At 68.7% G+C, this 24,347-nt stretch carries 26 protein-coding genes and 1 pseudogene; 15 read left to right on the top strand and 12 right to left on the bottom strand.

The window, feature by feature from the left end; translation table 11 throughout:
• Window positions 1–325 precede the first annotated feature (325 nt).
• Window positions 326–1,267, top strand: coding sequence for a ribose-phosphate diphosphokinase (locus DM816_RS01815; protein WP_117208314.1), 942 nt, complete (start codon window positions 326–328; stop codon window positions 1,265–1,267).
• A gap of 9 nt (window positions 1,268–1,276) precedes the next feature.
• Window positions 1,277–1,651: an FKBP-type peptidyl-prolyl cis-trans isomerase gene (locus tag DM816_RS01810; protein ID WP_117208272.1), complete on the top strand. Its 375-nt coding sequence runs from the start codon at window positions 1,277–1,279 to the stop codon at window positions 1,649–1,651.
• Here the strand turns inward: DM816_RS01810 and DM816_RS01805 are convergent.
• On the bottom strand, window positions 1,570–2,526 hold the full coding sequence (locus DM816_RS01805; protein ID WP_117208271.1) for a LysR family transcriptional regulator: 957 nt from the start codon (window positions 2,524–2,526) through the stop codon (window positions 1,570–1,572). The genes DM816_RS01810 and DM816_RS01805 overlap by 82 nt on opposite strands.
• Before the next feature lie 72 nt (window positions 2,527–2,598).
• Here DM816_RS01805 and DM816_RS01800 point away from each other — a divergent pair, with 72 nt between their 5' ends.
• From DM816_RS01800 to DM816_RS01775, 6 genes are all read left to right on the top strand, one after another.
• A complete protein-coding gene (locus DM816_RS01800) occupies window positions 2,599–3,465 on the top strand; it encodes an EamA family transporter (RefSeq protein ID WP_117208270.1) in 867 nt (288 codons plus the stop codon).
• Window positions 3,425–4,183, top strand: coding sequence for an imidazole glycerol phosphate synthase subunit HisF (hisF, locus tag DM816_RS01795; RefSeq protein WP_117208269.1), 759 nt, complete (start codon window positions 3,425–3,427; stop codon window positions 4,181–4,183). Before DM816_RS01800 ends, hisF begins: the two co-directional genes overlap by 41 nt.
• On the top strand, window positions 4,180–5,214 hold the full coding sequence (locus DM816_RS01790) for a saccharopine dehydrogenase family protein (RefSeq protein WP_117208268.1): 1,035 nt from the start codon (window positions 4,180–4,182) through the stop codon (window positions 5,212–5,214). The genes hisF and DM816_RS01790 overlap by 4 nt, the downstream gene beginning before the upstream one ends.
• Window positions 5,211–5,816, top strand: coding sequence for an MBL fold metallo-hydrolase (locus tag DM816_RS01785; protein WP_117208267.1), 606 nt, complete (start codon window positions 5,211–5,213; stop codon window positions 5,814–5,816). Before DM816_RS01790 ends, DM816_RS01785 begins: the two co-directional genes overlap by 4 nt.
• Before the next feature lie 57 nt (window positions 5,817–5,873).
• Window positions 5,874–6,758: a hypothetical protein gene (locus DM816_RS01780; protein ID WP_117208266.1), complete on the top strand. Its 885-nt coding sequence runs from the start codon at window positions 5,874–5,876 to the stop codon at window positions 6,756–6,758.
• 217 nt (window positions 6,759–6,975) lie between these two features.
• The gene (locus tag DM816_RS01775; protein ID WP_246001442.1) at window positions 6,976–7,422 is read left to right on the top strand and encodes an FAD-dependent oxidoreductase; all 447 of its coding nucleotides are present in this window, start codon (window positions 6,976–6,978) and stop codon (window positions 7,420–7,422) included.
• A gap of 232 nt (window positions 7,423–7,654) precedes the next feature.
• Here DM816_RS01775 and DM816_RS01765 read toward each other — a convergent pair whose 3' ends face one another.
• The 7 genes from DM816_RS01765 to DM816_RS01735 form a co-directional block, all read right to left on the bottom strand.
• Window positions 7,655–10,099, bottom strand: a complete 2,445-nt coding sequence (locus DM816_RS01765; RefSeq protein ID WP_117208265.1) for a S8/S53 family peptidase — start codon at window positions 10,097–10,099, stop codon at window positions 7,655–7,657.
• A 92-nt stretch (window positions 10,100–10,191) separates the two neighbouring features.
• Window positions 10,192–11,538 (bottom strand): RNA polymerase sigma factor, encoded by a 1,347-nt coding sequence (locus tag DM816_RS01760; protein WP_162907005.1) that lies wholly within the window; start codon window positions 11,536–11,538, stop codon window positions 10,192–10,194.
• Between the two features lie 288 nt (window positions 11,539–11,826).
• A complete protein-coding gene (locus tag DM816_RS01755; RefSeq protein WP_117208263.1) occupies window positions 11,827–12,483 on the bottom strand; it encodes a zinc metalloprotease in 657 nt (218 codons plus the stop codon).
• Window positions 12,484–12,499: 16 nt separating this feature from the next.
• Window positions 12,500–13,726 carry an exonuclease domain-containing protein gene (locus tag DM816_RS01750; RefSeq protein ID WP_117208262.1) on the bottom strand — a complete coding sequence of 409 codons (1,227 nt, stop codon included), beginning with the start codon at window positions 13,724–13,726 and terminating at the stop codon, window positions 12,500–12,502.
• The gene (locus DM816_RS01745; RefSeq protein ID WP_117208261.1) at window positions 13,723–14,364 is read right to left on the bottom strand and encodes a DUF998 domain-containing protein; all 642 of its coding nucleotides are present in this window, start codon (window positions 14,362–14,364) and stop codon (window positions 13,723–13,725) included. Before DM816_RS01745 ends, DM816_RS01750 begins: the two co-directional genes overlap by 4 nt.
• 19 nt (window positions 14,365–14,383) lie before the next feature.
• The gene (locus DM816_RS01740) at window positions 14,384–15,436 is read right to left on the bottom strand and encodes an intradiol ring-cleavage dioxygenase (protein ID WP_117208260.1); all 1,053 of its coding nucleotides are present in this window, start codon (window positions 15,434–15,436) and stop codon (window positions 14,384–14,386) included.
• Between the two features lie 382 nt (window positions 15,437–15,818).
• Window positions 15,819–16,046, bottom strand: coding sequence for a hypothetical protein (locus DM816_RS01735; protein WP_117208259.1), 228 nt, complete (start codon window positions 16,044–16,046; stop codon window positions 15,819–15,821).
• A 1-nt stretch (window position 16,047) separates the two neighbouring features.
• Between DM816_RS01735 and DM816_RS01730 the strand changes: the two genes are divergently transcribed.
• Window positions 16,048–17,109 carry an alpha/beta hydrolase family protein gene (locus DM816_RS01730; RefSeq protein ID WP_117208258.1) on the top strand — a complete coding sequence of 354 codons (1,062 nt, stop codon included), beginning with the start codon at window positions 16,048–16,050 and terminating at the stop codon, window positions 17,107–17,109.
• Here DM816_RS01730 and DM816_RS01725 read toward each other — a convergent pair.
• Complete coding sequence (locus DM816_RS01725; protein WP_117208257.1) at window positions 17,063–17,593, bottom strand: MarR family winged helix-turn-helix transcriptional regulator; 531 nt, start codon at window positions 17,591–17,593, stop codon at window positions 17,063–17,065. The genes DM816_RS01730 and DM816_RS01725 overlap by 47 nt on opposite strands.
• Before the next feature lie 123 nt (window positions 17,594–17,716).
• On the opposite strand from DM816_RS01725, the gene DM816_RS01720 reads away from it, so the two are divergent.
• From DM816_RS01720 to DM816_RS01700, 6 genes and pseudogenes are all read left to right on the top strand, one after another.
• Window positions 17,717–19,186: an LLM class flavin-dependent oxidoreductase gene (locus DM816_RS01720; RefSeq protein WP_117208256.1), complete on the top strand. Its 1,470-nt coding sequence runs from the start codon at window positions 17,717–17,719 to the stop codon at window positions 19,184–19,186.
• A gap of 59 nt (window positions 19,187–19,245) precedes the next feature.
• Window positions 19,246–20,079: a helix-turn-helix domain-containing protein gene (locus DM816_RS01715; RefSeq protein ID WP_117208255.1), complete on the top strand. Its 834-nt coding sequence runs from the start codon at window positions 19,246–19,248 to the stop codon at window positions 20,077–20,079.
• Between the two features lie 262 nt (window positions 20,080–20,341).
• Window positions 20,342–20,743, top strand: a complete 402-nt coding sequence (locus DM816_RS44120; RefSeq protein ID WP_246001439.1) for a hypothetical protein — start codon at window positions 20,342–20,344, stop codon at window positions 20,741–20,743.
• Window positions 20,721–20,804, top strand: a pseudogene (locus DM816_RS45600) (BBE domain-containing protein); the annotation flags it as partial. The gene DM816_RS44120 and the pseudogene DM816_RS45600, both read left to right, overlap by 23 nt.
• Window positions 20,801–21,193 carry a dihydrofolate reductase family protein gene (locus tag DM816_RS01705; RefSeq protein WP_117208254.1) on the top strand — a complete coding sequence of 131 codons (393 nt, stop codon included), beginning with the start codon at window positions 20,801–20,803 and terminating at the stop codon, window positions 21,191–21,193. The pseudogene DM816_RS45600 and the gene DM816_RS01705, both read left to right, overlap by 4 nt.
• Window positions 21,190–22,110 (top strand): NAD-dependent epimerase/dehydratase family protein, encoded by a 921-nt coding sequence (locus tag DM816_RS01700; RefSeq protein ID WP_117208253.1) that lies wholly within the window; start codon window positions 21,190–21,192, stop codon window positions 22,108–22,110. Before DM816_RS01705 ends, DM816_RS01700 begins: the two co-directional genes overlap by 4 nt.
• A 342-nt stretch (window positions 22,111–22,452) precedes the next feature.
• Here the strand turns inward: DM816_RS01700 and DM816_RS01690 are convergent, their stop codons facing one another.
• The 3 genes from DM816_RS01690 to DM816_RS01680 all read right to left on the bottom strand — a co-directional run bounded on the left by DM816_RS01690 (window position 22,453) and on the right by DM816_RS01680 (window position 24,339).
• Window positions 22,453–22,854, bottom strand: coding sequence for a VOC family protein (locus DM816_RS01690; RefSeq protein WP_117208252.1), 402 nt, complete (start codon window positions 22,852–22,854; stop codon window positions 22,453–22,455).
• 185 nt (window positions 22,855–23,039) lie between these two features.
• A complete protein-coding gene (locus DM816_RS01685; protein WP_117208251.1) occupies window positions 23,040–23,438 on the bottom strand; it encodes an OsmC family protein in 399 nt (132 codons plus the stop codon).
• 133 nt (window positions 23,439–23,571) lie between these two features.
• A complete protein-coding gene (locus DM816_RS01680; RefSeq protein ID WP_117208313.1) occupies window positions 23,572–24,339 on the bottom strand; it encodes a TrmH family RNA methyltransferase in 768 nt (255 codons plus the stop codon).
• Between the last annotated feature and the right edge of the window lie 8 nt (window positions 24,340–24,347).

Below are 24,347 nucleotides of genomic sequence, written 5' to 3'. Positions count from 1 at the left end.
ATGCTTGGGCTTTTAGGCGTGCGCCTCTCGCGCCGGCGTCGACCGCAGATCCCGGACGGCTTGGAAGGCTAGGCCCGGTCAAGTGTGACGAGACGCCCGCCGGATCGGTCGCCTTTGCCGGGCGTGACCTGCAGCGAGCCGGGGTCGCGGCGGTGGTGGGCTAAATTCCGGCGGATTCCGTGCGCTGTGGGCTTGTGGCGGTGGGCCGTGCTCGGTGGGAGGGCGGCCGACTGTGCCGTGGTTGGGCGGATTGGGGTGCTGTGGGCTTGTGGCGGTGGGCGGCCGGTCCGTGGGCGGTGGGGCTGGGGCGGTAGTGTTCGGGCACGTGAAGGAGATCGCGGTCTTCAGCGGAAGTGCCCATCCCGAGCTAGCCCGAGAAATCTGCGCCCATCTGGGCGCGCCACTGCATCCCGTGCGCGTGCAGCGGTTCGCCAATGACTGCCTTGAAGTCCAGCTCCAGGCGAATTGTCGCGAGCGGGACGTGTTTTTGATCCAGCCGTTGGTCCGGCCGGTGCAGGAGCATCTGGTCGAATTGTTGCTCATGCTCGACGCCGCCCGGGGCGCGAGCGCCGCCCGCATCACGGTGGTGCTACCGCACTATTCGTATGCGCGCTCCGACAAGAAGGACGCGCCGCGCATCTCGATCGGCGGGCGGCTGGTGGCCGATCTGCTCGCGACGGCGGGCGCGCATCGGGTGCTGGCGATGACCCTGCACTCTCCGCAGATCCACGGGTTTTTCAGCGTGCCCGTGGACCATCTGCACGCGCTGCGCGAGCTGGCCGCGCACTTCCGGCAGTATGACCTGTCCAACGTTACGGTCGTCTCCCCGGATCTGGGCAACGCCAAGGAGGCGGCGGCGTTTGCGCGCATGCTCGGCGTGAGTGTGGCGGCCGGCGCCAAACAGCGGTTCGCCGACCGGGTCGAGATCAGCGCGGTGATCGGCGACATAGAGGGACGTGACGTGATCGTGCTCGATGATGAAATCGTCAAGGGCAGCACGCTCATCGAGCTGCTGGACCGGCTTCGCGAGCGCAACGCCCGCTCGATCCGGGTGGCGTGCACGCATGGCCTGTTTTCGAACGGGGCACTGCGGCGGATCGGTGAGCAGGACGACGTGTTGGAGATAGTCTGCACGAACACGGTCCCGATCGCGCGCGACGAAGTGGTACCAAAGCTGAAGGTTTTGTCAATCGCACCGGCGCTGGCAGAGGCCATGCGGCGGATCCACGACGGGGAGTCGGTAAGTGCGTTGTTCGACAACCCGTAAGCTGATCAGATGACCAACTCCAAGCCAGAGATCGACTTTCCCGAGGGCCCGCCGCCGGCCGACCTGCAGATCGAGGACCTTCAGGTGGGTGCGGGCGCCGAGGCCACGGCCGGCCGACAGGTCGTCGTGCATTACGTTGGAGTGGCTCACTCGACCGGCGAGGAGTTCGACGCCTCATGGAACCGGGGGAGCCCGTTCACCTTCCCGCTGGGCGCGGGCCGTGTGATCCAGGGGTGGGACGAGGGCGTGCAGGGCATGCGCGTCGGCGGGCGGCGCAAGCTGACCATCCCGCCGCACCTGGGCTACGGCAACCGGGGCGCGGGTGCGGCCATCAAGCCGGGCGAGACCCTCATCTTCGTGGTGGACCTGCTGGAAGTCCGCTGATCCCACGCGTTTTGCAGCGCCTCGGTCGCCGCTCGGATCGCCGGGCGGGCGGCCGAGGAGCTGCGCCACGCCACAATCACCCGCCGCACGGGCGTCGGATCCACATTGATGGCGGTCACGCCGTCGGGCAGGCCGGTGCGGGCCAGACGCGGAATGAGCGCGACGCCCAGCCCGGCCGCGATGAGCGTGAGCTGGGTCTCGAACTCGCCGACGAGATAGTCGGGCGCGACCCCCGGTAGCACCCGCAAAAGCCAATCGTGGCAGATGGTGTGGGGCGGCGAGGCGATCCAGCGCTCTCCTCGCACCTGGGCGAGGTCGGTGGTGGTCGATGCGGCGAGGCGGTGCCCGGAAGGGACGATGAGGTCCGCGATGTCCAGGCCCAGCTCCACATAGGACAAGCCGGCCAGGTCGAGCCCGATCTCGGGCCAGTCGTCGAGCACCGCGATGTCGGCCGCCCCGCGCGACACGGCGGCCACCGCCTCATACGGATTCACCTCGATCAGTGAAGTGGTGAGCGCCGGGTGGTCGTTGCCGAGGGCGGCGAGGGCATGCGGGAGCAGCGCACGGCAGGCGGTCGCGAACGACGCGATCGTGACCCGGCCCGAGACGGTGGTGTGGTGGGCGGCCAGCGCCGCCTCGGCCTGCTCCAGCTGGTCGAGGATGGCCACGGCGTTCGCGGCGAGGACCCGGCCGGCGTCCGTGAGGCGAAGCCCGCGGCCGTCTTTTTCGCACAGTTTGGTGCCGGTCTCGCGTTCGAGCTTCGCGAGCTGCTGGGAGATCGCGCTCGGCGTGAGGCACAGGGCGGCGGCGGCCGCGTGAACCGTGCCACAGCGGGCGAGCGCGTCGAGGGCCTTCAGCCTGCTCAGCTCGATCATGCAGCGATGCTACACGGTCGGTGTAGACCAATTTGCTGGTGCTGAACAGTGGGCCCGGCGAGGCTCGCATGCATGCGACCCAGGGATATCGCGCTCGCCGTGGCCGTGATGGCGGCGTGGGGAGTCAACTTCGTGGCCATCGACATCGGGCTGGACCGGATGCCGCCCTTGCTCTTCGGCGCGCTGCGGTTCGGGCTCGCGGCCGTTCCGGCCGTGTTCTTCGTGGGCCGGCCGCAGACGCCGTGGCGGTGGGTGATCGCGGTGGGGTTCATCCTGGGTGTGGTGAAGTTCGGGCTCCTGTTCGCGGGCATGGCGGCCGGCATGCCCGCTGGGCTGTCGTCGCTCGTGCTGCAGAGCCAGGCCGTGTTTACGGCGGTGTTCGCGATCGGGTTGCTCGGGGAGCGCCCGTCGGTGCGGCAGTGGGTGGGGCTTGCTGTCGCGGGACTCGGAATCGCACTCATCGCGCTGCGCATAGGGGGCGGAAACGGCGCGTTCGTGCTCGTGGTCGCGGCCGCGGCGGCGTGGGGACTGTCCAATGTGGCGATGCGGAAGGCGGCCCCGCCCGACATGCTCCGCTTCATGGTGTGGGTGTCGGCGGTGGCCACGCTGCCGCTGCTTGGCCTGTCGCTGTGGCTGGAGGAGTTCTCGGTGCGCGTGGACTGGGCGGGGGTCGGGGCGCTGGTCTATATCGCGGGCATCTCTACGCTGGCCGGATTCGCCGTGTGGGGCGCGTTGATCAGGCGGTACCCCGCGGCGACCGTTGCACCGTTTTCGATGCTCGTGCCGGTTTTCGGGATGGGGTCGGCGGCCATGTTCCTTGGCGAGCCGCTGTACGCGTCGGACCTGGTGGCAGGGGTGTTCATCGTGAGCGGGGTGCTCTACGGAGTAGGGTTTGCGCATGGGCGTCGCCGTGAGAGTTATCCCGTGCCTGGACGTTGACGACGGGCGCGTGGTGAAGGGTGTCAATTTCGAGAACCTGCGCGACGCGGGCGACCCGGTCGAGCTGGCGGCGCGATACGACGCCGAGGGCGCCGACGAGCTCACGTTCCTCGATGTGTCGGCGTCGGCGCAGGGGCGCGGCACGATGCTGGAGGTCGTGCGGCGCACGGCCGAGACGGTGTTCATCCCGCTGACGGTGGGTGGCGGCGTGCGCTCGGTGTCCGATGTGGACGTTCTGCTGCGTGCCGGGGCGGACAAGGTGGGGGTCAACACGGCGGCGATCGCCCGGCCCGAGCTGATTCGTGAGATCGCCGAGCGGTTCGGGTCGCAGGTGCTTGTGTTGTCCCTGGATGCCCGCCGGGCGGCGACGGGCGGTGGGTTCGAGGTCACCACGCATGGCGGGCGCAAGCCGGCCGGGCTCGACGCGATCGAATGGGTGCGCCGCGCGGCCGAGCTGGGTGCCGGGGAGATCCTCGTGAATTCGATGGACGCCGACGGTACCAAGGGAGGATTTGATCTTGAATTGATCAAACAGGTGCGGGCGGCGGTCGATGTGCCCGTGATCGCGTCCGGCGGCGCCGGAAAGGCGTCGGACTTCCCGCCCGCGGTGCAGGCCGGAGCCGATGCCGTGCTCGCGGCGAGCGTCTTTCACTTCGGGGAAGTGACGATCGGTGAGGTGAAAAAGGCTCTATCGGCTTCTGGGTACCAGGTGCGATGAGCATCCTTGTCTACGGGGCCAACGGTTACACGGGCGAGCTGATCGCTCGGGAGGCGGCGGCGCGCGGTCTTCCGGCGGTGCTCGCCGGGCGCTCGCACGACCCGATCGTGCGGCTGGCGTCCGAATTGGACCTGCCGTCGCGGGTGTTCCCGGTGGACGACGCTGATCTGGATGGCGTGTCGGTGGTGCTGCACTGTGCGGGCCCGTTTTCGGCGACGAGCGGGCCTCTCGTTGAGGCATGCCTTGCGGCGGGAGTGCACTATCTCGACATCACCGGTGAGATTGACGTGTTCGAGGCGGTGCACGGGCTTCACGAGTCGTTTGTGGAGCGTGGGATCGTGGCCTGCCCGGGTGTTGGTTTCGACGTGATACCAACAGATTGCGTGGCGGCTGTCCTGAAGCGCGAGTTGCCGGATGCGACACACTTGGCACTCGGGTTCGACTCGCGGATGAAGATGTCGCCCGGGACGACGAAGACCTCGCTGGAGTCGTTGGGTGTCGGCGGGCGGGTCAGGCGCGACGGCAAGCTGGTGGTCGTGCCGCTCGGGTCTTCGCGGCGGACCGTCGACTTCGGAGCCGGTGCCAAGCCCGCGTCCACCATCCCGTGGGGTGACGTGGCGACGGCCTATTTCACGACCGGAATACCGAATATTGAGGTGTACGTGCCGGCGCCGCCCGCTCGGGCACGAAGCCTACGCTGGGCCAACCTACTGCGTCCCATACTTCGGCGGACCGTGCTGCAGCAGGTGTTGCAGCGGCGGGCCGCCTCGGTGGCCGGGCCTGACGCGGCTTCGCGGTCGCGCACGCCGGTTTGGGTGTGGGGCGAGGCGCGCAACGCTTCGGGCGACGTGAAGACCGCACGCATCAAGGTGGCCAACGGATACGATCTGACCGTCACGGGCTCGCTCGCCGTGGCGCAGCACTTGCTTTCGTCGTCGGAGTTGGCGGGCGGCTACTACACGCCATCACAGTTGATGGGCCACGATTTCGTGACCCGCCTGCCCGGATCGGGACCACTGGAGCTGTCATGAACCTGGCCATTACCAAGACTTCCGTCGGCCCCATGGACAACAACGCATATCTGTTGGAGTGCCGGTCGACCGGGGCACGGCTGCTCATCGACGCGGCCAACGATGCGCCCGTGCTGCTGGCCCAATGCTCCGACCGGCTCGATGCCGTGGTCACCACCCACCGCCACGGAGACCACTGGCAAGCCCTGCAAGAAATCGTGACCGCCACCGGCGCGCGCACCTACGCCGGCCGCCTTGACGCCGACGGGATCCCGGTGTCCACCGACGTTTTGGTCGACGACGGCGACACCATCCAGTTCGGACAGATCAGCCTTGAAGCCATTCACCTGGTGGGCCACACGCCGGGCAGCATCGCCCTGCTCTACCGCGACCCGTCCGTCCGGCATGCTCCGCAGCTGTTCACGGGCGACTGCCTGTTCCCGGGTGGGGTCGGCAATACCTGGGGCGACGGCGCCGCCTTCGAGTCCCTTTTGGACGGCGTCATCGCGAAGGTGTTCGACCGCCTGCCCGACGAGACCGTCGTCTACCCGGGCCACGGCAAAGACACCACGCTGGGCGCCGAGCGCCCGTCGCTGCAGGAGTGGCGCGCCCGCGGCTGGTAACCATGGCACGCAACACCTTCGCCCAAACTGTCAGAGGGTCTCTGTAGCGTTCGGACCATGCCCTCGCACCTACACGAGATCCTCATCGAAATGTTCCGTGACCGGCCGGTGCTGGCCGCCGAACTCTTGCGCGGGCCCCTGCACGTTGCGGTTCCAGACTTCGACGAGGCCCGGCTCTCCGCAGGCGACCTCACCGATGTCACCCCGACCGAATACCGCGCCGACGCGGTCGTGACACTGGCCGACGAGGGGATCACGGTGCTGGCGGTCGTGATCGAGGTGCAGTTGCGCACCGACGGACGCAAACGGCGCAGCTGGCCGGCCTACGTCGCCACCCTGCACGCGCGGCTCGGCTGCCCGGTGGCGCTGATGGTGGTGTGCCCGGTCCAGGCGGTCGCCGACTGGTGCGCGGCGCCGATCCCGGTCGGGCCGCCCGGGTCCGTGCTGACCCCGGTGGCGCTTGGCCCGCAACAGGTTCCGGTCATCACCGACCTCGCCCTGGCCCGCCGCGTCCCCGAGTTGGCGGTGCTCTCCGCGCTGGCCCACGGCGCCCGCCCGGATCCGCAGCCAGTGTTCCACGCGCTGCTCGCAGCGCTCGACACAATCGATCGCGACCACGCGAACCTGTACACTGACCTCATACTATCGGTGCTGCCGGCGGCGGCCCGGGCCAGCCTGGAGGAGTCCATGACCGTCATCGCGGGTTACCGGTACCAGAGCGAGTTCGCCCGCCGATACTTCAGCGAGGGCGAGGCGCAGGGCGAGGCACGGGGCAAGGCGCAAGGTGAGGCCGAAGCCGTCCTGGCCATCCTGGACGCGCGCGGCATCGACGTGCCCGACAGGATCCGCGCCGAAATCGAGGGCTGCACCGACCTCGATCGGCTCGGCGGCTGGATCCGGCAGGCGGCCACGGCGCAACGGATCGAAGACCTCGACCTGTAGCGGCCCCTCTATCGCAGACCTGCCCTTCGCCGTTCCCGCATGCGGCAGTGCCGCCTACGGTCCTTTTTGGACTGTGTCATTGCGAAGGTGTCCGATCGCCTGCCCGACGCGACGTCGCCTTCCCATATGGCGTGTAGTGACCTGTCTCACGCGCTGTCACGCGCGATCGATCCCGTGGTGTCTTGAGGCCGAACGCCCAGGAACCGAGGGAGACACCATGGCTGAGAACACCGATGTGGTCGTGATCGGTGGCGGATACGCCGGCGTCATGGCCGCCAATCGCCTGACGCAGCGCGACGACGTGACAGTGACCCTGATCAACCCACGCCCGGCCTTCGTCGAGCGGATCCGCCTGCACCAACTGGTGGGTGGGTCGCACGACGCGGTCGTCGACTACGCGGAGATCCTGGCCGGCGGCGTCCGGCTGGTGGTCGACACCGTGACCCGGATCGACCCGGCCGAGCGCAGCGTGACGTTGGCGACCAGCGGGACGGTCGGATACGACTACCTGAGGCCTCCTGCGCGTGCTCGCCCCCGAGGTCGTCCTGGTAAGCGATGGCGGCGGCGTCAAGCAGGCCGCGCTGCGGCCGATCATCGGCGCCGAAAAGGTGGCCCGCTACCTCATCGGCGCCACCGGCAAGGTCGAAGGCACGCTCAGCGGTGACGCCACGGTGGTCAACGGCAACCCGGCGATCGTCGTGCGCCTGGACGGCGAGATCGACGGCGTCATGGCGTTTCATGTCGAGGATGCCCGCATCATCGGGCTCTACTACGTGCGTGCGCAATCCGGAGAAGCTGTCCCGCGTCGAGTCCGAGACCCCGCTCACCCTGCGATCAACGTTGAGCGGGCGCCGCCCGGCGTGAGCCGGACGGCGCCCCCTGCGGCTCGGCTTGGGTCAGCCCGTGATGTAGTTGATTTCGATGTTCACCGAGTCGGTGCCGACCAGGCCGGAGGAGTCGAAGACCTCCAGGATGACGGTCCAGGTGGTGCTGGCGTAGTCGCCCTTGGCCAGGCCCAGCTGCGCCGTGAAGCTCGCGCAGTTCTTGGGGAAGACGATCCCGCCCTGCTCGCCGGTCGGGACGTTGCTTCCGGCGCACAGCACCTTGGTCTCGCTACCGGAGTATGCGGTCCAGCGGTAGCGCATGCCCGAGATGGCGCCGTCCTCCGTGTCGTGGCCCGTGCCGGCGAACGAGACCGACTGCGGCGTGCCGTTGTAGGCGTCCAGGCTCAGATCCTGGGCCGGCGTGGTGATGGTCGCGGTGGGCTTGTGCTGCCCGGCCGGGACCGCGATCACCGTGAACGCCCGCTGCACCGACACACCCGCGGCGGTGAACTTGACCGTGTACGAGCCCGGGATCACCTTCGCGGCCGGCATGCTCACCGAGTGGCCGCTTGCCGTGTGCACGACCATCCCGCTGCGGCGAACCTCCCACTGGGTTTGGCTGTCGTCCACCGGGCTGTTCGTGTCGGGGTCCAGCGACGTGGCCACGAGCGGGATGCTGTTGCCCTCGACGATCTCGGCGCCGTTGGCCGGCGACACCAGTTTGACCTGTGCCGGCGAGTCGACCACGGTCACCTTCACGCTCGCGGTGCTGGTCTGGCCGATGCTGTCCGTCGCCGACGCCGTGATCAGGTGGGCGCCGGCCGACAGCGGTGGGACGCTGATCGACTTGCCCTCACCGATCTTGCCGTCCTTGCTGCTGGACCAGATGATGTGGACGGCGCGGCCCATGAAGTCGGTCGCCGTACCCGCCAAATCAATCCATTCGCTCACGCCGAAGCTCGCGTCGTCGGTGGGCTTCTGGATGGTCACCTTCGGCTCGGTGATGTCGACGCCGAGCGCGTGGGCGACCGCGCCGAGGGCGTTGATCCGGCGCTGGCTGCCCGTCACCTTGCTGCCGAGCCCACCCACGTGTGCGGTGTCATTGAGAATCTGGCGAACCTGCTCCGGGCCGAGCGCCGGGTTCGCGGCCATCACCAGTGCCGCCACGCCGCCAACGAACGGCGACGCCACACTGGTGCCGCAGGCGTCGGACCTCGTGGCGGGGTCGGTCAGCGGATTGCCGGGGTCGTTGAGGCTGAGCACACACATCGGGCCGTAGATCTCGACTGACGTCGGGACGTCGACCTCGCCGAAGTTGGAGCCGCCGGAAACCACGGCATCGGGGTTCATGCCGCCGACGCACATCACGTGGGTGCTTTCGCAAGGCACCCAAAGGGTTCCGTTGTCCACGCTGGTCGAGTAGTTGCCCGCGGACGCCACGATCAGGGCACCCGTGTCGCGCACGTGCTTCATCCGCCGGTCGGTCCACTTCCTGGCGTGGGGGATACCCAGGTTGACGTCACGGGTGAAGCTGAGGTTCACCACGTCCGGGTCCTCCTCCTCGGCCATTTTCTCGGTACGCCGCAGCACCGACCAGTAGTCCAGACTGTTGCCGACCGCGATGAACTGCGAGACCACCGGACCGGCCGGGCCAGCGACGCCATACCCGTTGTCCACCTTGGCCATTGCGGCGAGCGCGACGTCGGTGCCGTGCCACGGGCACGACGAACCGTTGCTGCAACCCTTCGGGTTGGTGTCGCCCCAGCTCGCCTTGCGGATCGTCGAGTTGGCGGGGAGGTCGGGGTTGAGGTTGAACCCGCCGTCCACCACCATGTAGCGCACCTGAGGCGTGAGTTTGCCCTTGGTCTGCAACAGTTGCCATGCCGGGGCCACGCCTGTGTTCATGTTTCCGCCCGCGCGCATGTATGACCAGTCGAAGACGTTCTGCGGGATGTCGCTTGCCTCGAACGCCTCACCGGACTCGATCGTGCTCGGCTCGGTGAGCCAGTCGACGACCAGTTCGGTGCCGAGCTTCCACTCCGACGCGGCGAGGGCCAGCAGGCGCAGCACCCGTTCGTCGCTGGCCCGGTACTGCCCGGACTGCCGCGGCTCGGTGGCCAGCAGGTCGGCCGGCAGGTTGGCCGGGTCGGCCCCGCTCACGTCCACCTTCACCAGGTGGTCCTGGCCGCTGCCGTCGCGCTCGGGCGCGAACGAGTCGAGCACCTGGCCGTTCCACCGCGCCAGGAAGGCGTCAAGCTCGGCCTGGTCCCTCGCGTGCACCATCACCTCGTCGAGGACCAACTCCGCTGTCGTGCCGCCAGGCGTGGCCAGCGCGCCGACCTGGCGGAACTCGCGGCTGCCCTCGACCGGGACCACCTCGGTCACCGTCGGCCGCACCGCCGGGTCCACCGTGAAGGCGAGCGGCGTCGGTGCCACCGCCGCATTGCCCACCCCGGCTGCGGCGAACGGACTGATTGCCATCGCGGCCACCATGGCCCCGATCAGAAGCTGTCGCATGACTCCTCCAACCCGTCGTTGTTTCGGTTACGCGGGTAAGAGAGCCCAGCCCGGCCAGGCGCAAAAAGAATCCGTTGTCGGGCAGGCGACAGCTAGCCGCCGCACCGGGTCGTCTCAAATGGACCGAGCAACGTGCGGCCGTCGGTCGCCTTCACCTCGACTTGCCAGGTGTGACCGCCTGCCGGGACCCGACGGGTGATGGTCGCCGTCTTGTCGTTTATTTGCATCTGGTACGCCGCAGCGCTCCCGTGAAAGAGCTGCGCCGACTGCAGATCGGCGTTGGCGGTAGCCGTGACGCTGAGCGTGTAACCGCCCGCCGCGTCCGGCCCGGCGCAGGTGCCGTTGGCGTCGAAAGCCAGCGGGGCCGGTGGCGTGGGCGAGGGCGTCCGGGAGCGCGACGGCCGGACGGAAGGCGAGGGCGACGGCTCCATGGAGGGCGATGGCTCCACGGAGGGCGATGGCGTGGGCGAAGGCGAGGCCGTAGGTGAAGCCGAGGGTGTCGGAGACGAGGACACCGCAGCCACTGGAGTCTGGCCCGACCCCGAAGACTGGGCGAACACCCAAGCACTACCGCCACCGCCTGCCAACAGCACGGCCACAGCCGCCGCGACGACGACCACGCGCGTGCGCGGCGAACCCTGTGTCGGGAAACCGACCCGGTTCCACTTCGGCGGGGCCGGGGTGGGCCGCCCATCGCCGGGCGGCATCAGCAGCATGGGAGCGAAGGGCGCCGCACCGTACGCGGGCAGCAGCGCGGCCGGGTTGAGCCGCTTCCGCCGCGTGTCCGTGCAGATCTCGCAGTCTTCAATGTGCCGGTGAAGCCGCTTGCGCAGCAACGGGTTCAGCTTGCCGTCCCATCCGGTGAGCATCTCGGCAAGCGTGGCGCATGCGCCATCGTTGTGGCGGGCGACCAGCAGCACGCCCAGCGCGATGGTGAGCTGCTCGCGTGCCCGCGACAACCGGGCCCGCACATTGTTGATCGGCACGTCGAGCACCTCGGCAATGTCCGTTGTGGACAGATTGTGCCTGAGCGCCAACTCGGCCACCTCGCGGTCACCATCCGACATGCCCGCCATCGCGGCCCGCACCAGCTCGGCCACCTCCTGCGAGGAGGCGCCCGCGCTCGGATCGACCGTGTCGGCCGGGACGTCGGGGGCGAACTCCAGCGGCGTGTGCCGGGAACGCTGCTTGATCTGGCGCAGGCCCTCGTTGCGGGCGATGGCGTAGAGCCACTGCCGCAGCCGGGCCGGGTCGCGCAGCTGCGCGACGTGCTCGCTCGCCAGCAGGAACGTATCGTGCACGATGTCGGCCGCCGCGTCACCGTCGCCGATCAGCCCGCGCGCGTAGGCGTACAACGGGTCGGCATAACGGCGATAGGCAATCTCCAGCCCTTGCGGGTCTTTCTTCACTATCGCGGCCACGAGCGCCAGTTCGTCCACGGCAGACACGGTACTTTCCCCGCTTGCTCAGTCCCAAGCGGGAACCCACCACTGCCAATCCTCAGGCGCCGGAGGCCAATTCGGGTCCGGTTGCCACCCCGGCGGTGGAACCCATCCGGCAGGCGGAGCCGGCCAGTCCGCGTCTGTGCGGCGGTGATGGGGGCGCGGGATGGACGCCTTCGCCGAAAGATGGACTCCATCGGATCGCCTTCGACAGAGTCAACGACTATCCATCCTAAGTGGACGAACTGCCGCGCATCTTCATCGGACAGCTCGCCCGCGTTGCCCTCAGGTCTGGTTGTCCGGCGCGGGCCGGAGATCTTCGAAGCTGCGCCATCGGTTGCCCGGACTCTTGGCCCGCCACGCGAGGTGCTCCAGCATCAGCGAGGTGCGCAGCCCCTCGGGGCGCAACAGCCACCTGATGACGCGTCGACCGTCGGTGGGCGTGTCACCGTGAGTCTGCGGTATCAGATTCCGGATTCCCACCCAGGCGGCGGCGCCGCCGATCGCCGATAGCACCAATCGCCACGGGCCCGAGCCGACGGCGGTCCCGGCCAGATAGCACCCGATAGCGGTGATCAGGTTGACGCCCGGGCCCGCGAGAATCATGGCGATCAGCCTGGCCCGGAGGAACGGTTGCTCGGGCGAGGGTACACAGCGCACCATGCTGTCCCTGCCCCACAGTCCAATGCGGACGGTCGTGCGGCCGACCGTCCCGGCGACGGGCAGGCGCAGCACGACGGCCGCGCTCAGGTGGCCGAGTTCATGCAGATAGACATGGATGGGCACGCTGACGATGGCCACCACGAGCGTCATGAAGACGAGGCCTACCGTCGGTTGATGGGCGCGGGAGACCTGTGCCGCGCCCGCGAACAGCGCGCTGAAGCCCGCGACGGCACAGACGAGGGCCCACAGGATCCGCAGGGGAGTGAGGCGACCGGGCATGCGGGGTAGCACAAAGCTACAGGTCAGTCGGCAGCATGCGCAGGAACGCCTTAGGGTGCACGATCGGGATGCCATACTGCGCGGCCTTGGCGGCCTTGCCCGACATGGTGTCAGGGTCGGCGGCGACCAACAGTCGTGTTTGGAGGGTCACGTTTTGGCCCACCCGTAGGCCGGCTGCCGTGGCGCGGGCCTCCCACATCTCGCGCGGCTCGCCCGTGTCGCCGGTGAACACGACGATGTCACCGTGCCGCAGGTAGAGCCGGCGGGTGGGTCTGGCCGGTTCGCCGCCGAGCATGGTGATGGCGTGCTGGGCCGTGCGCACCACACCATCGACGCTTCCGCCGTCGAGGCCCAGCAGGGTCGCCACCGACGTGAGGTCGTCGCGCACCCCGGCGCTCACGCTGCCGTTGTCGAGCACCGCTACCGTGGCGAGCGCCTGCAGGTATTGCTCGTGCAGCTCGACCAGCTCGGCGCGGTCGAGCCCGAGCGAGTCGGCGACCGAGACCAGTGCTTCGGCCTCGACGACCGAGATGTGCCGATCGAGCAGCGCCCGGTCGAGCACGTCGAGATAGGCGTCGACATTGGGTTTGTGGGTCCGCGGCAACTCCTCCACCAACCGGGAGAGGAAGTGCGGCTCGAAGCGCCCTTCGGCCCGCCGCCGCGCCGGCCCGATGGTCGCGGGCGGGAACGGGGGCCAGTCCGGCGCCACCCGTAACCGGTGGGCCCACGGCGGCGGCGCGCCCGCGATCGACAGGTAGTGCCCGAGCAGCTCGGCCGCCGCCCGCGCATCGTGCAAAGCCGAATGCGCGTTGGTCAGCGTCACCCCGGCCGCCCGGCAGCAGGAGGCCAGCGCGCGCCCCGACTGGGGCAGGAACTGTCCGGCCAGGACCATCGTGCACAGGCCGTTGTCCGCGTCGACGGGCACATCGGCACCGATGCGCTCGAACTCGGCCGCGAGGAACATCGAGTCGAACGCCCAGTTGTGCGCGACCAGCACCCGCCCGGCCAGCCGCTCGGCCACGCTGCCCGCGAGCTCCTTGAACGGCGGGGCCTGCCGTGCCTCGGCCGCGCTGATGCCGTGAATGTGTTGCGGCCCGAGATCGCGCTGCGGGTTGACCAGCGTGCACCACTCGGACTCGATCGCTCCCGCCGCGTCCACCTGCACGATCGCGATCTCCACGACGCGGTCGTGCCACGACGGGCGCAGCCCGGTGGTCTCGACATCGATTACCGCATACGTCACGCCACGAGTGTCTCAGACCGGTGTGACAATCTCGCGCGCGAAGACCACCACGCCAGCGTCAGGACGGTCGCGACCTCGGCCGTGGCCAGGGCCCGCTCGACCGCGCCCAGCGGGATGGCGCGCCACCAGCGCACGCCCGTGACCGGTTGCAGCGCAAAGGCTCCCGCGATGAGGCCGAAGCACAGCAGCGCGAGCACCGCGAACCCGATCGTCCACAGTGCATAGTTGCGCCACACCGGCGAGCGCCGCCACGCCCAGGCCACGGCGATCGCTCCGACCGGCAGTGCGACGAACGCGATCAAGCTCGCGACGCGGTGGATATCGCCGTTCACGGAGGGCCCGACCGCCCAGTTGTGCTTGGGGAACGCCACGACCCCGGTCAGGCCGACGCACCACAGCAGCAGCCCGGCCCCGGCGACCGATCCTGCCCGCGCGATCCCGGACCGCACCAGCCCCACCAGCACGCCGAGCGAGCCGACCGCCACCGCCAGCACACCGAGGTTGAACAGCCAGCCGGTGTCGTACAACGCGTATTCGCTGATGGTCCGCCGGATCGGGCTCACCGCGTTGGTCGGCGGCAGCACGTGCAGCGCGGCGATGGCGAGGACCCCGGAGAGCGCGATGAACAGATGCGGCATCCACCCATAGTGCCAACGTTCAGACGGGCACGGCCAGCGTGGCGGTGTATCCGGACGACACTGAGCCGGTGACCGTGGCCAGCTGGCGTGCCCCGTCGTCGTCGCCGAACACGCTGTCGCCCTGCAGCGTCACCCGCGCGAGGTTGTCGACGCTGGCGCTGTAGCCTTCCGCGGTCGTGTAAACCGTCATGCACACGGCTTCCGGCAGCGCCAGCTGAGTCGTGCGCAGCGGTTGTCCACCCGACGTAGCGGCGCTGAGGCTTTGGTACACCTCAAAATGAATATGTGGCCACCGCCCGGAGTAACATCCCGGAAAGATGCTATTGAAGGTTACCTTTCCGTCGGTACCGGTCTGTTGCACGCCGCGCAGGTAGTTCTCGTCCTGGATCCCCTGCGAGTACATCGAATACTGCCCCTCGCGATTGCACTGCCACAGGTAGACGGCCGCGCCCGGCTTGGGCCGGCATCCGCCGGCCTGATCCTGCACGGTGAGCGTGATGGTCAGCGGCACGCCCTCGGCGACACCGGTCGCCGAGCCGAAGCTCGACCTGATGTCGCTGCGCACAATCCCGCTCTGCGCAAGGGCGTTGGGCCCGTTGGAGCCGTCGGCCGGGTACGGTCCCGAGGTCTCTTGCGGGATTTCGGTGCAGACTCCGGTGCCCGCCGGTCCGGATGGCGACCCAGGCGCCGACGGCGACCCGGGCACCGATGGCGACGCGGTTCCTGATGGTGATCCTGTCGCAGACGGCGACCCGGTCCCGTTTGGCGACCCGGTCCCGTTTGGCGACCCGGTCCCGTTTGGCGCGGTGGTTCCCGGATATCCGTTCGGGGACTCGCCATTCGGTGGTGTCGGGTATCCGTTCGGCGGCGTGACCTGCCCCGGCCCACCGGGCGGCGATGCCTCATCGGTCGGCTGCAGCGTACTGGAACATGCCGACAGCGCGGCCACCCCGGCCCCGGCGAGCAGGCCCAGCGCGAGGCGGCGGTTGAGCAGCAGGGTCAGGTCGGCGTGCAGGCCCTGGTCGTGTTCGTCCCGATGGTCGTCCAGATGTTGGTCGATTTCTCGTGCCATATGGCTTCACCTGGCCTTTCTGGCTGAATCGTGCCACGGCCGGGTTTGCCGCAGAGCCGCTTTCGACAAAAGGTCGTGCCCTCCGGGGCCGATAACGCTGCGGTGTGCGCGCGGCGGTGTCACGTCGGACTGTCCAATGACGAGCGTCGGAGTGCTTGGGACGCATCGAATCGGGCACAACCCACCGCCGAGGCCGACCGAGGGCCCGAATATGTGAATTCCTCGGATTTGTCCAGAGAAATCCCGCTAAGCTGCCAAACATGAGGGGATGGCGTTTGCTTGCTCTGGCGGCAGTATTGCTGACCGCCACAGGATTCGCGCAGCCCTCACCCTCGCCGTCGCCCTCGGCACCGTCGCCGTCCGCCGCGCCGCCGCCCGGCGCTCAGCAGCAGCAACAGCAGCAACAGCAGCCCTCGCCGTCGGAATCGCGGTCGCCCGCGCCACCGGGCTCGCCGTCGCCCTCACGCCCACCCTCGCCTTCGAACGGTTCACCGTCTCCTTCGCCGTCGCCCTCACCGTCGCCCTCGGCGGAGCCGTCGCCATCCACCCCGACCCCGCTGCTGCCGGCCATCGAGCTGCCCGCGCCGACCGGCAAGGCCAGGATCGGCACGGTGTCCGTGCACGTGGTCGACCGCGATCGGTTCGACCCGTTCGCGCCGGGCCGGCCGCGCGAGCTGATGTTGCAGCTGTGGTACCCGGCCAACCCTCAGCGCGACCAGACGTTCGCACCGTGCATGCCCCCGAAGGCCGCCGAATCCTTTGGGCTGCAACCGGAATGCATGACCCACGCGTACCAGTCCGCGCCCGTGGCGCGGCAGCGGGACCCGCTGTTCGGCGTGATTCCGGTCCCGTGGATGAAGCGGAACTACCCGGTCGTGCTGTACTCGCACGCGTACTCGTCCAGCCGGGGCTTCGGGACCGTGCTGATCGAGGAGCTCGCGAGCCGCGGCTATATCGTCGTGGCCGTCGACCATCCCTATGACGCGGGAGCGGTCGAGTTCCCGGGCGGGCGGGTCGTGACCTACCAACCGGAGGAGCCGCCGTCGCTCGGGCCGCCCGACCTCGCCTGGCTCGACGAGGCCAACAAGCGGGGTTTGCCGGTGCGCGTCGCCGACATGCGTTTCGTGGTGGACAGCCTCGCCGAGATGAACGAGGGCAAGTCATCGGTGGAGGGACTGCCCAGTGGGCTCGCCGGGGCCATGAACCTGGACCGGATCGGCTTCTTCGGCCACTCGCTGGGCGGGACGACGGTTGCGCAGGCCATGCTGGAGGACAACCGAATCAAGGCGGGCCTGTCACTGGACGGCGCGATGCCGCCTGCCGTGCGAGCGTCCGGATTGGACAATCCGATCCTGTTCATCGCCTCCGAGCAGCCCGACCCGTATCGCGCCATCGAATCGTCGTGGCAGGTCACCAACCAGCGCGGCTGGCATCGGGGACTGCGCATGACCGGCACCGGGCACAACTCGTTCACCGACCTGATCGTGATCTGCACGCAGATGGAATGCGGGCAGGGGATGGAAAGCACACTCGGATCGGTCAACGCGGGGCGGGCGGTCGCGGTGCAGCGGGCCTATCTGATGACGTTCTTCGACGGTCAACTGAAGGGCCGCGATCTCGGTCTGCTCAATCGACCCTCCCAGCGGTACCCGGAAATTGTTTTTCTGAATTGATGTCTTCAATGACGTCGCAGGTGCTGGCGACCGGATCGAGCTCGTTGAGTCGACTGGCCAACAGTTGCAGCAGGCCCTTCAGTGTGGCCTGGTCGGCGTCGGGCAGCCCGGACAGGATGTGTGCCTCAAGGCGGTCCAGGCGGCGGCACAGCTGGGCGAGCACGGCCCGGCCGTGGTCGGTCGCGACGATGAGGCGGGTGCGGCGGTCGGCCGGGTCGGCCTGGCGCGCGATGAGGTTGGCGCGCTCCATGTCGTCGAGGAGGTAGGTCATCACGGTCCGGTCGATGCCCAGCTGCGCGGCGATGGCGCGCTGGGTGCGGCCGCCGGGACCGGGTGTTTCGGCGGCCGCGGCGGTCAGGACCTGGAAGCCGCGGTGGCCGCCCGGGATGCCGTCGGTCGCCGAGCGCGCCGCCTTGACGTAGGCGCGGAAGACCACCCCGAGCGCCCAGCCCAGGTCGGTGTCGAGGTGCGCAGCCACGGGCATATGCCACCTTCCTCCGCAGTGCTCCGGGAGCCCGACTCCTTCGAGTCCCCGCAAGTCTAGCCGGGTTTGTGCTGCCGGGCATACTGTCTGTTCGACAGACGATCTGCATGGCTTACTACAGGCATGCCTGATTACGGCCATGATCTTTTGTTCGGTGTGTTCCTGCCGCCGCTCGCGGCGCGGGCCGATGATGTGCTCCGCATGGCGCGGCTGACCGACGAGCTGGGGCTCGACCTGCTCACCGTGCAGGACCATCCCTATCAGCCGGCGTTCCTTGACACGTGGACGCTGCTGTCGGTGATCGCGGCGCAGACGCGGCGGGTGCGCGTGTCGCCCAACGTCGCGAATCTGCCGTTGCGGCCGCCCGCGGTGCTCGCGCGCAGCGCGGCAAGCCTCGACATCCTCAGCGGTGGGCGGGTCGAGTTGGGGCTGGGCGCGGGCGGATTCTGGGATCCGGTGGTCGCGATGGGCGGGCCACGGCGCGACCCGGGTGAAGCCGTTGCGGCGCTGGAGGAGGCGATCCGCGTCATGCGGACGCTGTGGACGCCGGGGCGGACGGAGCGCATCGAGGGTTCGCACTATCGGTTGGCGGGCGCGAAGTCGGGGCCCTATCCGGTGCACCCGATCGGGATCTGGCTCGGGGCGGCCAAGCCGCGGATGCTGCGGTTGGTGGGGCGGCTGGCGGACGGGTGGATGCCGAGCAGCCCGTGGGCGCCGCCCTCGGCTCTGGCGGAGCTCAACCGCACCATAGACGAGGCCGCGGTCGCGGCCGGGCGTGCTCCCTCGGACATCCGGCGGCTCTACAACCTGGGCGAGGAGTTCAGCGCGCAGCAGTTGGCGGAGTTGGCGTTGAGTGAGGGCATGTCCGGCTTCATCGCGATGCTCGACCTCGACGACGAGAAGGCGTTGCACCGCTTCGCCGAAGAGACCGCGCCCGCCGTGCGTGAAATCGTTGCCGCACATCGGTCCGGCACGCCTGTTGCGGTGAACCAGGCCTTTGATGTGTTGCCCACTCCCGACGACGGGCGGCGCCTGACCAGGGTGACGCTGTGGGACGAATCGGCCCGGCCGAGCGCGCCCAAACCGGAAGGGCCGGTGGAATACTCCGCTGCGGGGCGGGCACAGGCCCAGCACCTCATCGAGGTCCACGACCATCTGCGCGCCGAGCTTGCCCAGCTGCGCGACCTCATTGGCCAGGTCGCCTCGGGCGTCGTGGATGCCGGCGAGGCCCGATCGCACATCAACACGATGACGATGCGGCAGAACAACTGGACCCTCGGGGCATACTGCGAAAGCTATTGCCGCGTCCTCACCATGCACCACACCGCCGAGGATGCCCTGCTGTTCCCGCAGCTGCGGCGCAAGGAGCCCGGTCTCGCGCCCGTGGTGGGGCGGCTGGAGCAGGAGCACCATGCCATCGCGGGAGTGCTTGAACGGGTCGACGCGGCGCTCGTCACGCTCGCCGCCGACCCGACACGGGTGGACGAGCTGCGCGAGGCCGTCGATATCCTCACCGACGCGTTGCTGTCGCACCTGTCCTATGAGGAACGCCAACTCGTGGAACCATTGGCACGGCTGGGGATCCGGATCTGATTCGCAGGGCCTTGACGTCTCTCCCGCTCGGGTGCTCGCTGCGGTGCGAGAATGATCGTGTGGAGTCTTACGTTGAGCGTCCGCCGTTGCCGGGATTGGCGGGGGTGGTGCGGACGGTGTGGATACAGCGCACCGGTGCGGCGGCTTACGTGCAACGTCACCTGCCCACGGGTGGGGTGGAGGTCCACTTTCCGATCGGGGGCCATCCGCAGCTGGTTGGTCCGCTGACGGGTCCCGAGATTGAGGTTATCGCGCCGTGGACCACCATCGTGGGGGTGCGGTTCCAGCCGGGGACCGCGCCGCCGCTTCCGACGGTGCTCGACGACCTGTTGGATCAGCGGCTGGGACTGGCGGACCTGTGGGGGAGTGCGGTGGACCGCCTCGTGGAGGCGATGGCGCGGGCCGCGACGCCCGAGCGGGCGCTCATGCTCTTACAGGGCCACCTCGTGCAGGAGTTTCGAAGTGGGGGCCACGTGGACCCGCTGGTGGGTGAGGCCGTGAAGGCGCTGATGCCATGGCACCCGGTGAACATCGGCACGCTGGCCACCCGCCTGGCGCTCTCCGAGAGCCAACTGCGCCGCCGCTGCCTGCACGCCGTCGGGATGAGTCCGAAGGTCCTCCAGCGGACGCTGCGATTTCAGGGATTCCTCGCGCTGGCGCAAGCCGGTGCCACGGCCTCGGGTCGGCGCGGGGCGGACGGCATGGCGGGACTGGCGATTGACGTGGGTTACGCCGATCAGGCCCACCTCAGCCGAGAATGCGTCCGCCTGACCGGCCTGACCCCGCGCCGGCTCCTCGGCGGCGACATCGGCCGGTGCGCGTGCGGCCACGATCACTCCGCGTCGTACGAGCCGTTCCTTGCCACCCGAAGCAGCCCGCCGCTGCGAACCTGAGGCTGCGCGATTCGTTCAAGACCGGCCGTCCCGCCGCCCGTAGTTTCGAACTCGTGCCCGACCTAGCCGAGTTCCACGACTCACTCGACGGTGAGGTGTTCAGCCCGACTCGCCGGGCTACGGACCGGGATCGGTCTGCTGGGGCGCAAGCACGGGTTGACCTGCGATCGCCTCGTCGGCGCACAGGCCCCAGCGAATAGTCTCGGCCTGGCAGGCCTGGGCGCCGGACAGCCCTGACGAACTGACCGTCAACCTGACCCTGGTGTCTGAGCCCGGCGCGCCGAACCAAGCCACCCTCTTCGGCGCCTCTGGGTTGGGAGCGGGATCGACTCGGGAGCTGTTGCAGGAGTTCGTGGATCGGGCGGACACCGTCGAATTGCGCACCGGCATGCCGTACCACCAAATGAAAAGCACCTTCGCCGACCTGGACCCGCAGGATCCGCGGCTGCAGTCGGAGTTCTTCTCCCAGGCCATGTCCGACCGCACCGTCGTATCGCTGCTGACCCAGTTCGGCGAGCCCAGGACCGCGGGCCGGCGGCAGCTCACGTTCACCGCGATGGGCGGGGCCCACCACCGGGTCGCCGACCCCCGCGCTCGACGACTGGGCCGCGGCGTACCACGCGGGCAACCATCCACGCCTCGTAATGGCCAAGAAAACCTATGACCCGCACCGGTTCTTCGACTTCCCACAAGCCATCCAGCCAACAGAGCAAGGAGAAACATGAGCAAGGTCATCAGCGGCCACGCAGTCTCGGTCGACGGCTATATCAGTGGTCGCACTCCCGAGGGCGTCGAGGAGTTCGGACGCGGTCTCGGCGACGCGCCCATGCTGTTCGACTGGTACTTCGACGGGGACACGCCGAGCCGAGTGGACGCCATCGCGGCAGCCCGCGCGGCTGCCGGCGACAAGGACGTCGGCCTGATGGGTGGTGGTCTGGTCACAGAGGCGCTCAGGGCGGGACTGGTCGATGAGGTGATCCTGCATCAGGTGCCGATCCTGCTCGGCGCCGGGCGCAGCTTCTTCCATGAGCTCCCGGAGCATGTGCACCTGCGCCTGCTGGAGGCCATCCCGGCACCGGGCGTGACCCACCTGCGCTACGAGGTGGTCCGATGATCCTCGTCACCGGAGGGCTGGGCATGATCGGCGCGCACACCGCTCGCGCGCTGCTCGACCTCGGACACGAGGTCGTCGTCACCGGGCACCGCCGCACCGAGGTCCCGTCGTTCCTGGCCGGCCGGGTCACCGTGGAGACCCTCGACGTCACCGACCGGGACGCGTTTGTCGCCCTCGCCGATCGCCACGACATCAGCGACATCGTCCATCTCGCTGGCAGCATCCCCGACCAGGACCCGGTCCGCTTCTTCCGCACGGACATGTCGGGCCTGCTCAACGCGCTGGAGGCCGCCCGCAACTGGGGCGTGCGAAGGCTCGCGGTCGCCAGCAGCCTCGGGGTGTACATCGGTCGCACCGAGACCCGCTGGCATGAGGAGCTCGCGTTGCCCACCGCACCACTGCCACATCTGATCGTCGCCTTCAAGAAGGCCGTCGAGCCACTGACCACGCACAGCCTGCAGGGCAGCGGCGTCCAGCCGGTCGTGCTGCGCATCGGCACCATCTGGGGACCGCTCGTCGACCCGCAATCACCGTTCTTCCACATTCCGCCGTACATCAGCGCCGTGCTCCGCGGTGAGCAGCCGCGGCCCATGCATGCCGAGGACGGCGGCGACCGCTGCTACGCCCCCGACGCCGGGCGCGCGATCGCCCTCCTGATGACCGCGGACACTCTGCGACACGACACCTACAACGTCTCCAGCGGCCGTCCGGCCACCAACCGCGAGTTCGCGGACGCGCTGCAGGCGATCACCCCCGGCCTGCGGCTCGACCTCCTGCCCGGACGGAAGGACGGCCCCGGCGACGACCCCTACCTCGACATCACCCGGCTCACCCACGACACCGGCTTCACGCCGGCCTTCGACGTCGCCAAGGCTGTCGCCGACTACGTCGCGTGGCGCGCCGACAACCCCCGCTGAAGGAGCACCCACATGCTCGACCCCGACGTGCGCCGCGTCCTGGACGGCACCTCGACCGCGCACCTTGCCACCGTCCTGCGGGACGGCTCACCCCATGCCGCTCCCGTCTGGGTTGTCGATCTGCGCCTCTGACACGTCGCCCAGCCGGCCGGCCGCCATCACCTCGCACCCGGTCGTCGCTGGCGACGATGCACAGCACCACCGAGCCCGTCGCAGGGGCCCCTGCCGATCGGGCTCGCAGGCACCCCGCTCCCGTGTCAAGAACTGGCCCACAGTGGGCACCGCCCGGAAACGCCTGCGCCATCGGTAACCCGGCTCTCGGCGCGCGGTCGGGCAGCGCGATCACATGTCCGATCGCGGTAGGGGACAGTAAAGGTCGACGCCGTTGCCGTCCGGATCGCGGACCGACGCGTAACGCTGACCCCAGAAGGCATCCCATGGCTCGCGCACGGCCCGCGCGCCGGCGTCGACCAGCTCGGCGAACTTGGTGTCGACCTCGGCCGGCGTCGCGAACTCGAACGCCAGCGCGAAGGCATGCCCGCCCACCGGGGGTGTCCAATCCGGAACCAGGTCGCGCACCAGCCCTTCGGCGTCGAGCATCACGTTGAGCCCGTTGGGCAGCAGGCACGACGCATGCGAGTCGTCGCCCTCGGATTTGAACTCCAGCCCGAGCCGCCCGTAGAAGGCGATTGAGGCCCGCATGTCCGACGCGACGATGCCGATCGCGTTCAATCGTGGATTCATGTCTCGACCATATGCCGGGGGTCCGACAAAAACGGCCGAACGACGGAACGATCAGCGAACGAAGAACGCTCGTCTCGGGCGGCCACGGGGGAAGCCGTCAGAGACGAGCGTTGCGCGAAAGCGTAGCTCCTCCGAGCCCACGTTGCCAACCCGTGTCGGCAAGGTGACTGGAGATCGACTCGAGTTCAGACGGGAAGCACCTGGACCGTCTCCGTGTATTCCCGCAGCGCCCGCCCCACAGTGCAGTGGTGTTCGTGCACGCGGTGCGCCACGGCCTTGAACACCTCCACCGCTTTGTCGTCGCCTTCGGGCAGCTCAACGTCGTATGTGGCCGTTACTGTGCCAAGTTTCGTCGGCTCGATCTTCTGCGCCTCCACCGTCACCGCCAACTTGACGAGGCGGTGCCCGCGCTTGGCGGTCAACGGTTCGATGGTCACGATCTCGCATCCGCCGAGCGCCACGAGCAGCAGTTCGACGGGGGAGAAAACACCGTCCTGATCGGATGCGCCGATCGAGACTCGGGCGCCACGCTCATTCGTGCCGACGTAACCTTCTTCGGTCCGCTCGACGAAAACCTTAGCCATGATCTTGATCCTACTCCGGAGGGCGGGGGCGAGATTCCTGCCGCGTAGGCGTGGACGCCTTCAACGGGCGGCAAACGCGCGAGCACGAAACCTCGAAATCGCTGTGCGGGCCCATTTAGCCGGCCCATCCCGGTCATCCCTGGATCGACCGCTGCCGCGCCACCTCATAGAGCGCGATCGAACCGGCCGCGGCCGCGTTGAGCGAACTGGCCGCCCCGCCGATCGGGATGCGGGCCAGCACATCGCATGCGTCGCGCCAATTCGCGCTCAGTCCATGCGTTTCGTTCCCGACGACAAGCGTTGTGGGGCCCCGCAAATCGACGTCGGCAAGCTCCAGCGATCCGTGCTCGTCAAGACCTATGACAAACCCTTTTGTCTGGTACCGATCCAAGCGCACGACCGGCAATGCGAACAGCGATCCGGTGCTGGCCCGCACCGCCCGCGGATCGTAAATGTCCGCCGAATGCCCGGTCACCACGACCCCGGTCGCCCCGAATGCATCGGCGGACCGGATGAGCATGCCCACATTTCCCGGCGACACCGGTCGGTCGAACACCACGACCAATCCGGGCGCGATGCGCTTCGGATCGTCGGCCCGCTGCGCGACCACGGCCACAAGCTCGGGCGTCTCCTCCTGCTCGCCCAGTTCGGCGAGTAATTCGTCGGCCATTGCCACATGCGTTGTGTCAACCGTATCGAGCAATTCCACCGCCCATTTCGACAGCGCCCCGCCGTGCCGGTGCAGCAGGGCCCGGATTTCCCACCCATGTTGCACGGCAAGCGAAATCGGCCGCACGCCTTGCACAATGAATTCGCCGGCGCGGTGCCGCTTCGTACGATTCGTGAGCAACGCTTGCCACTGCTGGAATCGCGCATTACGACTCGTGATCGTCAACCCCACCCGCCCAC

The sequence above is a fragment of the Allorhizocola rhizosphaerae genome, assembly GCF_003426775.1.
Taxonomy (GTDB): Bacteria; Actinomycetota; Actinomycetes; order Mycobacteriales; family Micromonosporaceae; genus Allorhizocola; species Allorhizocola rhizosphaerae.
This window is presented reverse-complemented; position numbering and strand designations above follow the sequence as displayed.